The sequence below is a fragment of the Lacrimispora struthionigena genome (genome assembly GCF_048627165.1).
Taxonomy (GTDB): domain Bacteria; phylum Bacillota; class Clostridia; order Lachnospirales; family Lachnospiraceae; genus Lacrimispora.
In genome coordinates this window covers 1,587,649-1,599,540 of sequence record NZ_JBMBWP010000001.1, presented here as the reverse complement: position 1 = coordinate 1,599,540, position 11,892 = coordinate 1,587,649, and the positions used below count along the sequence as shown (strand labels likewise).

Sequence of the window (11,892 nt, the reverse complement as noted above, 5' to 3'; positions counted from 1 at the left end):
AGCATTGACCTGCGCTGTTACCCGGCTTACGATTTCACTTCGGTATTGTATATTAATTTTTATTCTACCAGGGAATTACATTGAATAGTAACACAGCTGCAAGTGCACCAATCACAGGACCTACTACCGGTATCCAGGAATATTTCCAATTGGAATCACCTTTTCCTTTAATGGGAAGTAATGCATGGGCGATCCTGGGGCCTAAATCACGGGCTGGATTAATGGCGTATCCAGTTAAACCGCCAAGAGACATGCCAACGGAAACAATGATACCAAATACAAGCAGTTTATCGACACCTGGGGCTAAATTTGCCACATTTCCAATGCCTTTGATTGCAAAAACAAGCACGAATGTTCCGACTGCTTCGCTTAACAGATTCAGTCCTGTATTGGGTACAGATGGACCTGTAGAAAACACGCCCAGCTTTGTTGCAGTATCTTCTGTAAGATCAAACTGTCCCTTAAACAACACATAAACCAGGGTTGCTCCAAGAAATGCTCCAAGTAATTGTGCAATGATGTACGTTGGAACTACATTCCAGCTTACAGATCCCTCTGCCGCAAGGGCGATGGTTAATGCAGGATTAAAATGTGCTCCGGAAGATGCTCCGAAAATAAAGGCAGGCAGCAAAACTGCAAGACCCCATGCAAATGTTATCTGGACCGATCCGGCCCCTTTCATCCCCGACTTATTTAACGTAACGTTTGCTACTACGCCATCACCAAGTAATACCAGCAACATGGTACCGATCAGTTCTGAAATAAAAATCAACATACTCCCTTACCTCCTGAAATCTCGGTTTATAGAAACGATATCATTCCTTTGCCCAGCCATAAGAACATTTAACAGCTTTATTCCAGCCATTTACAAGTTCTGTTCTCTCAGCTTCGGCCATATCGGGTTGGAATACTTTGTCAATCTGCCAGTTCTTTACAACCGCTTCCTTACTCTCCCAGTAACCCACTGCAAGCCCTGCAAGGTATGCAGCTCCCATGGCAGTCGTCTCTACACACACCGGCCTGTGCACCGGAGCTCCCATAATGTCAGACTGGAACTGCATCAGGAAGTTGTTTGCACTGGCTCCGCCATCCACTTTTAATGTGCTGAGGGTGATGCCTGAGTCTGCCTGCATAGCGCTTATTACGTCATTTACCTGGAAAGCCAGTGATTCAAGAGTCGCCCGGATAATATGGTACTTGTTGACTCCTCGTGTGATACCTACAATGGTTCCTCTGGCATATTGATCCCAGTGTGGCGCGCCAAGTCCTGTAAATGCAGGAACTACGTAGCAGCCATTGGTATCCTTTACCTTTTTCGCCATATACTCCGAATCCTGGGAGGAATCAACCAGCTTCATCTCATCACGAAGCCACTGTATGGCAGCACCCGCCACGAAAATGGATCCTTCCAGAGCATAATTCACTTTTCCATCGAGACCCCAGGCAATTGTGGTAACCAATCCATTTTTCGAATATACAGGCTTCTCTCCGGTATTCATAAGGAGGAAACATCCGGTTCCGTATGTATTTTTAGCCTCTCCGGCTGTAAAACAGGTCTGGCCAAACAGAGCGGACTGCTGGTCTCCTGCTGCCCCGCCAATGGGGATCGGACCGCCAAAGTACTGGGAATCGGATTCCCCGTACACAAAGCTTGATGGCTTCGCTTCCGGAAGCATACATTCCGGAATATTTAATTCTTTTAAGATATCCTGATCCCATTTCAGCTCCTGTATATTAAATAACATGGTTCTTGATGCATTGGAATAATCCGTCACATGAACTCTGCCCTTTGTCAGCTTCCATATGAGCCAGGTTTCCACTGTACCAAAGAGCAGTTCTCCTGCTTCGGCCCGTTCTCTGACCCCCTCCACATTATCTAAAATCCATTTCAGCTTGGTTCCTGAGAAATAAGCATCAATGATAAGACCTGTTTTTTGCCTGAACGAATCGGTGAGTCCCTTTTCTTTTAAAGAGTCACAATACTCAGAAGTACGTCTGCACTGCCATACGATTGCATGATATACCGGCTCTCCCGTTGCTTTGTCCCAGACAATTGTTGTCTCTCTCTGATTTGTGATACCAATTGCAGCAATATCTTCAGCAACTGCACCAATCTTAGACATTGCTTCAACCGCTACCCCTAACTGGGAAGACCAGATTTCATTCGCATCGTGTTCAACCCAGCCGGGTTTGGGGAAATACTGTGTAAACTCTTTTTGAGCCACACTGCACATCTCACCCATCTCGTTAAATAAAATGCATCTGTTGCTGGTTGTTCCTGAGTCCAAAGCCATTACGTACTTCGCCATCAATAATACCCTCCTTTGATTTATTCATTTAATAAGTACTTTACGTACCTTTTAAAACTTGTTTACATATCCTGATTTTGTCAGATTCCGGTATATCAATTCCAAAGACTGACCACCTGCTGCTGCAATGGTTCCGGCAACGGCACCTTCCACCAGCGGGCAGTCAACCATTTTTACTTTGTGATTCTCCATGGATTCCAACACCATTTCTGTTGTCATCACGGCACTTCCCATATCCATAAGCACCAAAACACCGTCTCCGCTATTCGCCTCTTCTATGGCATCTGAAATAAGCTGATAGCTGGTGCCAAAACTTCCATCCTCCAACCCACCGGCTGGAATAACTGTGACACGCTCCGCCATGAGCCTGGTAAAATCAGCTACACTTTCTGCTAACATCCGGCTATGGGATACAATTACAAAACCAACCATATATCCCCTCCTGTCACATCTGGGAAGCAATTGCTTCCAAAAGGAATACAAACGACGTTGCGCCGGGGTCCTGATGGCCGATGCTGCGTTCACCAAGATAAGCTGCTCTTCCCTTTGTTGCTATAATTGTCTTTGTATACTCAATTCCCTCTCTGGCAGCAGTAAGACCTGCCTCCAGCGACTTTTTCCCGTCACCGGAAAGTGACCACTCCTGTTCCATTGCACGCTTTGCAGGCAGCATGGCATCAAGCATTGTCTTTTCACCCTCTGCCGCCTTTCCTCGTGCCATTACTCCATCAATGGCACAGGCAAAAGCCTCTAAAAAATCGGGAAACGTAACTTCTTCTTTCCCTTTTAGAAACATTCCTGCTTTCATAAAAGCGGTGCCATATAGTGGACCGGAGGCACCTCCGACCGTAGACACCAAAATCATTCCAAGGTTTTTAATCATATCACCGGCATCCATCTTAGCCAGTGAATCTCTTTTTTTGATTACTTCTGAGAAACCTCTTGCCATATTAATGCCGTGGTCCCCGTCCCCAATCACATTATCAAGCTCCGTCAGAAACTCTTTCTGTTTTTCCATAGCAACTGCCATCTGATCAATTACCAGGATTATTTTTTCTTTGTTCATCTCATCACTCCATTATTATCATGCTTTCCATGCGGGTGTATCAGCTTTTTCATCTAACAGCGATTTTAACTGCGCATCTAATTTTAACAGGGAAACAGAAAATCCTTCCATCTCAATGGAGGTCATGTATTCGCCAACGTAAGTCTTATAGACAGAAATACCTTTTTCTTTTAAAACGTCTGATACCCGGTTGTTAATGATAAACAGTTCCATCAGAGGAGTCGCGCCGGAGCCATTAACCATAACCGCCACTTCGCTTCCCTCATAATCAATATCAGCAAGTATTTTATCAAGGAGCAGATCTACGATTTCATTGGCTGTTTTTATTTTCTCCCGGTGAGTACCGGGCTCGCCATGAATTCCAATCCCGACCTCCATCTCATCCTCTGCCAGCTCAAATCCCGGCTTACCTGCGGCGGGTACGGTACAGGGACGGATTGCTGCCCCCATTGTACGGACATTAGCGATTACTTTATTGGCTGTTTCCTGAACCTGACCCAGATCATCTCCCCTCTCAGCTGCAGCTCCCGCTATTTTATGTACAAACACTGTGCCAGCCACACCTCTTCTGCCTACGGTGTATAAACTGTCTTTTACAGCTACATCATCATTTACAATTACCTGTTTTACCAGAATTCCCTCAGCCTCCGCCATTTCTGCTGCCATTTCAAAATTCATTACATCACCGGTGTAATTTTTAATCACCATTAATACACCGGCATCATTTGCAATTGCTTTGATCCCTTCATAAATCTGGTCGGGAGTGGGGGAGGTAAATACTGCTCCTGCCACGGCCGCATCAAGCATTCCAGTTCCTACATATCCTGCATGGGCAGGCTCGTGCCCGCTTCCGCCGCCGCTGATCAGTGCAACCTTATGTTCTTTTTTATTTCTTCGGACTACAACATTACCGCAGTCAAGCTTTCGTAAATCCTTTGGATATGCTTTAACAAGTCCCAAAATCATCTCGTTCTCTGCCTGGTTCACGTCATTCATGAACTTCTTCATCTTTAACTACCTCCTCACAATTAAAAACAGTTTCTTTTTCGCTACATAAACCATACCGCCTGGTCAGAGGTTGATATGGAAAGTGCACCGCTTCCTAACGCTGACATCACATCTTCTTTATCCGAAATCAGCCCGCCAGCAATTACAGGCACTTTGCTGATTTTACAGATCTTCTTTATTACTTTTGGCATAACTCCCGGCAAGATCTCAATGACATCCGGATGTACCCCACAGGAGACATTCTGCTTTTCAATATTCACCAGAGCCATGGAATCAATCACAAAATATCTCAGTACCGTATATAGTCCAATCTCTTTTGCCCGCTGGATCAGAGACTGTTTGGTGGTTATAATTCCATCTGCCTTTGTATGCGTTTTGATAAAATCAACAGCAGCCTCCTTTCCACTTAAGCCAACCAGCAAGTCCATATGTACCATAATGATGTTATCTTCTTTTTTCACTTCGTCTACGATCTCACTGATATTGCAAACGTCTCCAAATAATATGAAAATTACTTTAACATCTGATTCTGCACATTTCTTTAAGCCAGCCATATCTTTTACTGCAGCAATGATAGGGTTGTTTTCAATAACAGTCCATAATTTGTTGTCCACCTTCAACACTCCTTACTTGTCTATTGACCAGCTTTTGTAAATATGAATTTATTTTTTCTTTCAAAAAAAAGAGTGCATAACGACTAATCAGCATTTCTGCTGCCGTATCTGCACTCTTCTCTCTAGGATTTTACTTATATACAATATAGCACATATTTGTGCATATTGCAATATTTATTTTAAATTATTTTGATTTTGTTATATATATTGCATTGTTTTTTATTTAACATAATTCTTTTTATATACATATTGCATAGTTTATTTTCGGTTTTTTGCAAATTAATACATGCCATTTGACTGTTTTCTACCAGTTTCAACGGGTTTGTACCGTCACGTGATTGAATGTATCCTACAAAAAAACAGTTAAATCTCTGTGATTATCAACAGGATAAGACTAAATGTGCGTTACCTTCGTTATTAGTTTCACATTGTTGACTTGTAAGGGTAATTTTAGCATGAAGGGATCCTATGAAGTGATTGCTTATAACGAGAACTCTGCACTAATAAAATAATCTACACGCTATATCACTTACTTTTAATGATTCCATACAACAAAACAAAACGGATGACCGGCTGGGTCCAGCATAGTAATCCATTCTTCACCACCATACTGTTCATCTGCTATTTTTGCACCTAATATAATGGCTTTTTCCACTGCTTCCTTTAGCTCACGCTTATCCGCTACAGCAAAATCCAAATGCGCCATCATCTGTTGCTGTCCCGGCCTGGTAGGCCAGGTGGGGGGAATATAATTTTCATCATACTGAAAAGCGATTCCCATTTCGTCTTCATCGGAGTGTATTCCTACAAATGTTTCTAATTCATATACTACCTGCCAATGTAAAAGACTTGTGTAGAAAGACACTAATTGGGGTATATCCTGGCATTCTAAAATTACTGTTTTTAATTTTATGCTCATTTCAGTTTACTGCCTCCTCTTAATTTCTTTCATAGTAACAAAGAAGGCGAATACTTGAAACCTTAATGATAATTAGAAATAACGTTGAGTTTTAGCGACTACTGTTTTTGCTTCATACCAAAAGCAATCCACCGCCCATCTATGTCTTCTAACACAAATTCGAAATTATTGTAATCTGTCATCTTTAGTGGACGAACAATTTTAGCGCCTTTGCTTATAAATTCATTTTGCAATTCTTCCTGATTATCCGTAATAAAATAAGAATCTTCCCCGTAACCATACAGTTCCCTGTTCGTGTAAACTTTGTCGGTATTTGCTTTCGTCAAAACTATTTCCACACGATCACGGTAAAGGCAAATATGAGGCTCCTTTACCTCTAAATATTTAACCACTCTAAATCCCATAACTTCATTATAAAATTCAGCGGTCTTTTCGATATCTGGTGTGGGAAACACAGCCAGTATTGAATAAAGTGTCTTCTCCATACATAACCCTCCCTATTATATCGTCTAAATGAAGTATCCTTTATTAATAGACTACCATTAAATTAACCAATTATCAATATTAAGTCAAATCAAAGGCCGCTTTAAAAACTATTGACAATTCAGTGTTATAATACTACCATATGATTGAAACTTACGTTGAAAGGAGAACACTATGTTAGATGCTGGTTGGCTGAATATAGCAAGCCTTATATTGGGGCTCATTGCATGGACACTTCCTGTTATTAACCTGGTACAATATAATAAAGCCAGCAATCGTAAATGGGTTATATTTTCCATAACAAGCATTAGTGCCTGTGGGATTTCTCTATATATGCAAATCCTGTATACTGATCATCTGGTAAAAATAAATGACTTGTCTGCACTTATGGATACTTCAGGCGGAGTGGTTTCAATTACTGGATTGCTCCTTGTAGTCACAATCATGCTCAACTTAGTCACGTTGTTATTACGTTACAGAAAAAATCAGTAAACTGATGAATCTCATTTTTGTTCTGTTTCATTACCTTCGTATTATATTTATTTTCCGATAGAGTTCTGCTGAGCACTGTCTTCGAATAAACGTTTAGAAAATTTAAAATGGAAGTTATTCATACCCTCTCTTTTATAAAAATGATGGGTATTCTCTCGCAATTGGTTGCAGGCCACCTCAATTTGTGAACAGCCGTTAATTTTTGCAATCTGGCAGCTTTTGGAAAACATTTCTTTTCCAATACCTTTGTTTCTGTATGTATCTGCAACTGCAAATTCAAGGATCTCCGCGATATGTTCTGTATGATGCAGCTGTGCTTCAAAACGTAAGTTCAAAACACCAATCACTGCGCTGTCCTGTTCACAGACCAAACAATAATAGTGGCAGTCACTTAACTGATCCTGTTAGATTGTATAAAACCTGTCATAGGGAAGTTCCCTATTTTCCATATCACATATTAAAGAATGGACTGCTTTACAATCTTCTAAATTACCTTTTCTGTAATTCATTCAGATAGCCTCCTTGAATTTTAAACCAATCGCATATATAAAATCGGATAAGGATTCCCCTGCTCATCCGTGTCAGTTCTTTTATAAACCTGAAATCCCATATGTTTATAGAACGCTTTCGCTTGCGGGTTTTGTTCATTCACTCCTAATTCATTTATGGAATAATTCTCTATCCCATACTGGATCAGCTGTTTTCCTAAACCCTTTCCACGATACCCGGGGGTTACAAAAAGCATTTCTAATTTTCTATCTTCAATTCCCATAAATGCAACAGGATTATTTTCATCATTACATGCAACAATCAAATGAGCGATTGAACTCAAAGCCTGTGGAATATACCTGGATATATTTTTAATCTCTGAATCAGATAAAAATAAATGTGTTTCTCGAACCGATTTGTCCCAGACTTCAAAAAGTTGCTTTGTTAGTACCGTATTTAATTCTTTTACTTCAATCAATTTCATATTTACTCTCTCTCTTGATAACGAGTGTCCGCCGGACACACTGAAACTGGAAAAGTCTGGATAACATCAGACTTTTCCAGTGAACCTTACGGGTGTTAATTAATAAAAACTACAGGTTTAATCAGATCCTTTGGCTTTTGATCCATTAAATAAAAAGCATCTTCTATTTTTGATAAGCCATTATATCGATGTGTGATCAGTTTTGTTGTATCTATCCTATTATATTCAACTAAATTAAGCAATTTTCTAATTCGTCGGGCACCACCAGGACAGAATCCTCCACGAATAGTTTTATCGGCCATGCCAAGACCCCATGATGATGTTGGCATAGAGAGCACGTCCTGAGCGTCAAAGAAATTTACATTGGAAATATATCCACCCGGAACCGTCATTTCAACTGCCTGCCGGAGAATATCGCCGCTTCCTCCTGCAATAATGACAGAATCAGCACCGCCTTTGGTTAATTCAAGTACCTGTTTTACGATATCGCCATCTTTGTAGCTTACAATGTCTGTTGCTCCGTATTCCTTTGCAATTTTAACACAATTAGGACGAGTACCAATTGCAATCAACTGACCGGCACCCTGCAGTTTGGCTCCTGCAACTGCCATAAGTCCAACAGGGCCTATTCCGATTACAACAACCTTATCACCAAATCTCACATTTGCGTTTTCTACACCATGAAAACCAGTGGACATCATGTCCACTGTCATGAGAGCAGCCTCCGGCAATACGTTTTCTGGCAGAAGGACCAGATTGGCATCTGCCTGATTAACATGAAAATATTCCGCAAAAGTGCCGTCTTTGGAACCCAGGAATTTAAAACTTTTCATGAGTCCTTCATCATGTGCATTATATTCTCCTTGTACATTTTCAGCGAGCCAGTTGGGAGTCGTGCAAGGTACAACGACCATATCACCTGTTTTAAAATTATTAACCAGATTGCCCACTTCTACTATCTCACCAACAGCTTCATGTCCAAGAATTAATTCATTACGTTCTCCGAAGCCACCATGAAGAAGATGGTTGTCAGAGGAACATGGTGCGAGTACGATTGGGCGGATAATTGCGTCTAAAGCCCCGCATTTCGGCCGTTCTTTTTCAATCCATCCCGCTTTTTCAATAGAGTGCATTCCAAAACCTTTCATTATGTATACCTCCTTTTCATTATATAGAAGAGTATATGACATCGATAAAATTATATCAATATTTTTTTACTTATTTAATAATTAATCCTTTATTGAAAAATGGCAAAAAAATCGTCCAAATTACTTTTGTCGACTTTTCTTTTAAGTGGAGCAGGCGGGATTTGAACCCGTAAAGAAGAACAGCGGGAATATCAGTATATATCTCGCGATAAAATGAAACGATTATATCTTGTCACATAAACTTACTTGATTTCGTAAAACATCATCGCGTAAAATATTGCACATCTTTTCAGGCTCTTCAAAGCAAGGGCTGTGTGCAGAATTTTCAAAAGTGTAAAAACCTTTTATGGGGGCCTTTAGCGCTGTTACAAAATCCTTTGCAACTACGTAAGATGCTTGATAGTCGTGCCTGCCTTGGAAAATATATACGGGCACCTGCAAACAGGGAACCTGCTTTATTAAATCCATTTGAATCATACAATCACACAAACATTTTAGGGAAAAGATACTACCTAGCGAAAATTTGAACTTTTCACCTAAAGTATATCCCTTACATTTAAGCACAATTGCAACAAAACCCAACATTGATGGCATGCTTCGCATAACACCAATACCAAGCTTATTCATGCCTTCACTCCGCACTCCAGCAAGATATTTCAAGCTAATATCTCCACCAGTTTCAATTGGAAATTTTTTTAATTGTCGTATCATTTTTTTATCGTTTGATTTGCAAAATTCCTCCAGCATATATGTATATGCCAAACGTTCTGATCGCACCTGTTGTGCTATTTGTCCAATGCCTATATAAGCATGAAATAGCTCAGGCTGTTGCTTAACTGTTATCACACCCAACAAAGACCCCCATGAATGCCCCATGATATATATCTTTTCTTTTCCAAATCGATTGCGTAAATAATGCGTCACTTCAATCGTGTCCGAAACCATCTGTTCAAGTGTCATTTCTTTCGGAGTAATTTTACGGTTATATGATATTCCACTACCTCTTTGTTCCCACCAGCAAACAGTAAAGAGCTTTTCTAAGCCAGTCGTTAATCTTTCAGCAAATGCTATTTCAGGTGAGCCAGGTCCTCCATGTAAATATAGCAACACAGGGTTTTCTGTATTTTCACTCTGCAAAAACATGCCTTGCTTTAACCCATTAATTTCTACAAAGGACTTTTCATTCATTTTTTTACCTCGCAAATTATAAATAATATTAATGAGTAGAATACCACAATACTTACTAACTAACAATATAATGATTTAATGTGCATTAATTCATTATATTCTAATCTTTACCATTGATGATGAACTCCGACATTTGTTTTCAGACGACCGTTCTCTCCTGGACTGTCTTTTTCAGGCTGTCCACAGTGTTGTTTTACGAATGTTTCATAACATAAACAAATCCAAAAACTTTGTCCCCGGCTTTATTTGTGTTCTCCACACCTTCGGACGATCTCTGGAATGGAATCCTCACATTCATTGCCTGATTTCTTACATTTATGCCAGACCCAATCTCTCCGATACCGATACTGTAATCAAATATATCAGCCGATATTATGACGATGAATTTGATTTATATTGACCTGTTCTAGCCACCGTCTATTTGTTGTGCCCGCCTCTGTGCGGGCTATTTTATTTAAAAGTTAAACTAAGGTCGAACTTTCCTATTATACAAAAAAGAGACACCGGGGTGCCTCTGCTGGGTTGATCATTTCTTTTTAGTTTTCTTATAATATTTAACTGCCTCTACCACAATGGAAACAATAATTAACAAACCAATCACATCAATTAATATTTCCAGCATATTCTCGCCTCCCCTTTACATGATTACACTGATAGCTGTTAAAGAAAAAAGATGGGGTTGACCGTCTCTACTTCTTTTTATTCTTCTTATTTTTTTTATAATATTTAATCGCTTCAACAATGATTGAAAAAAATAATACTATGTTAATTATATTAAGTATCATTAATAACATATACTCCCCTCCCTCTTCAGCATACCACTACAGGCAGGAAAAGAAAAGAGACGGGATTGGCCACCTTCTCATACTGCAGAAATGATCTCCCATCTAAAAGCTTATATATTGACCATTCTGAAACCTTGTTTATTCGCTTCCTCATCAAAATTTTCTCCATCTATATGAATGCAATAAACCTGACTTCTATATTCTTTAGGTACTAATTCACATAACTTTCTTAGTGATGTATGAACACTATCTTTTGAATCATCTATGCATGCATCATGATATACTATATTTCCAAGATTTAAAAAATTGATGATATTGATATTAGTCTCATAGGTATCTCCACTATAAAAAATACTATTTCCTATATCAAATTCTAAAATATACGAATAAGTATTAAGTGATTTAACATGTTTGGTTATTTTTGAATCTATATTCAGACTTAAAGATTCTATTCTATTCTCATTGGGGTTTAGTAATTCGAAACTTTCATTTTCTTTTAGGCCCAATAAATCTAAAAACACCTTTATTTTATCTTTTTCATTAAAGTATACTTTTGTTGATATTTTATATTTCCAATAACAAAATCCAATAAATCCTCCTAATGACCCTATATGGTCTGAGTGCATATGTGTTATTAGTACATGAACTTCTTTAACTCCGTCCATTAAATTTTTCTCTAAGATTTTCTTAAATACCGTTTCTCCACAGTCAATTAATAATAATGTTTCATTCTCTTTAATATATGCTGATGTATTGGATTCTGTAGAATGATATCCTGAACCTCTACCCAAAAATAATAGCTCATTCATAAATTACCCCTTCGTTATATCTTTGTTTTCTAAATTAAGGATAGCATTAAACTTACTAACTATCAATATGTACAATAAATTAACCAAATATCAGTTTA

The 11,892-nt window shown here is 39.2% G+C and carries 13 protein-coding genes and 2 pseudogenes; 2 read left to right on the top strand and 13 right to left on the bottom strand.

What is annotated here, in order from left to right:
- Positions 1-64 precede the first annotated feature (64 nt).
- The 8 genes from ACOAOT_RS07280 to ACOAOT_RS07245 form a co-directional block, all read right to left on the bottom strand.
- Positions 65-775 (bottom strand): MIP/aquaporin family protein, encoded by a 711-nt coding sequence (locus ACOAOT_RS07280; RefSeq protein WP_420216377.1) that lies wholly within the window; start codon positions 773-775, stop codon positions 65-67.
- 40 nt (positions 776-815) lie between these two features.
- On the bottom strand, positions 816-2,309 hold the full coding sequence (glpK, locus tag ACOAOT_RS07275; RefSeq protein WP_420216376.1) for a glycerol kinase GlpK: 1,494 nt from the start codon (positions 2,307-2,309) through the stop codon (positions 816-818).
- A gap of 51 nt (positions 2,310-2,360) precedes the next feature.
- Positions 2,361-2,741, bottom strand: a complete 381-nt coding sequence (gene dhaM, locus ACOAOT_RS07270; protein ID WP_420216375.1) for a dihydroxyacetone kinase phosphoryl donor subunit DhaM — start codon at positions 2,739-2,741, stop codon at positions 2,361-2,363.
- 13 nt (positions 2,742-2,754) lie between these two features.
- Complete coding sequence (dhaL, locus tag ACOAOT_RS07265; RefSeq protein WP_420216374.1) at positions 2,755-3,375, bottom strand: dihydroxyacetone kinase subunit DhaL; 621 nt, start codon at positions 3,373-3,375, stop codon at positions 2,755-2,757.
- 18 nt (positions 3,376-3,393) lie between these two features.
- The gene (gene dhaK, locus ACOAOT_RS07260) at positions 3,394-4,383 is read right to left on the bottom strand and encodes a dihydroxyacetone kinase subunit DhaK (protein ID WP_420216373.1); all 990 of its coding nucleotides are present in this window, start codon (positions 4,381-4,383) and stop codon (positions 3,394-3,396) included.
- 41 nt (positions 4,384-4,424) lie between these two features.
- A complete protein-coding gene (locus tag ACOAOT_RS07255; RefSeq protein WP_420216372.1) occupies positions 4,425-4,997 on the bottom strand; it encodes a glycerol-3-phosphate responsive antiterminator in 573 nt (190 codons plus the stop codon).
- Between the two features lie 535 nt (positions 4,998-5,532).
- Positions 5,533-5,916, bottom strand: coding sequence for a VOC family protein (locus ACOAOT_RS07250; RefSeq protein WP_420216371.1), 384 nt, complete (start codon positions 5,914-5,916; stop codon positions 5,533-5,535).
- Positions 5,917-6,014: 98 nt separating this feature from the next.
- Positions 6,015-6,401, bottom strand: a complete 387-nt coding sequence (locus ACOAOT_RS07245) for a VOC family protein (RefSeq protein WP_420216370.1) — start codon at positions 6,399-6,401, stop codon at positions 6,015-6,017.
- 172 nt (positions 6,402-6,573) lie between these two features.
- On the opposite strand from ACOAOT_RS07245, the gene ACOAOT_RS07240 reads away from it, so the two are divergent.
- Positions 6,574-6,891 (top strand): hypothetical protein, encoded by a 318-nt coding sequence (locus tag ACOAOT_RS07240; protein ID WP_420216369.1) that lies wholly within the window; start codon positions 6,574-6,576, stop codon positions 6,889-6,891.
- A 47-nt stretch (positions 6,892-6,938) separates the two neighbouring features.
- Here ACOAOT_RS07240 and ACOAOT_RS07235 read toward each other — a convergent pair.
- The 4 genes and pseudogenes from ACOAOT_RS07235 to ACOAOT_RS07220 form a co-directional block, all read right to left on the bottom strand.
- Positions 6,939-7,274, bottom strand: a pseudogene (locus ACOAOT_RS07235) (GNAT family N-acetyltransferase); the annotation flags it as partial.
- Between the two features lie 146 nt (positions 7,275-7,420).
- Positions 7,421-7,864: a GNAT family N-acetyltransferase gene (locus ACOAOT_RS07230; RefSeq protein WP_420216368.1), complete on the bottom strand. Its 444-nt coding sequence runs from the start codon at positions 7,862-7,864 to the stop codon at positions 7,421-7,423.
- A gap of 95 nt (positions 7,865-7,959) precedes the next feature.
- Positions 7,960-9,012, bottom strand: a complete 1,053-nt coding sequence (locus tag ACOAOT_RS07225) for an NAD(P)-dependent alcohol dehydrogenase (protein ID WP_420216367.1) — start codon at positions 9,010-9,012, stop codon at positions 7,960-7,962.
- A 222-nt stretch (positions 9,013-9,234) separates the two neighbouring features.
- Positions 9,235-10,200: an alpha/beta hydrolase gene (locus ACOAOT_RS07220; RefSeq protein WP_420216366.1), complete on the bottom strand. Its 966-nt coding sequence runs from the start codon at positions 10,198-10,200 to the stop codon at positions 9,235-9,237.
- A 91-nt stretch (positions 10,201-10,291) separates the two neighbouring features.
- Between ACOAOT_RS07220 and ACOAOT_RS07215 the strand changes: the two are divergent.
- Positions 10,292-10,573: pseudogene (locus ACOAOT_RS07215) on the top strand (transposase); the annotation flags it as partial.
- A 522-nt stretch (positions 10,574-11,095) separates the two neighbouring features.
- Here the strand turns inward: ACOAOT_RS07215 and ACOAOT_RS07210 are convergent.
- Positions 11,096-11,794 carry an MBL fold metallo-hydrolase gene (locus ACOAOT_RS07210; protein WP_420216365.1) on the bottom strand — a complete coding sequence of 233 codons (699 nt, stop codon included), beginning with the start codon at positions 11,792-11,794 and terminating at the stop codon, positions 11,096-11,098.
- Between the last annotated feature and the right edge of the window lie 98 nt (positions 11,795-11,892).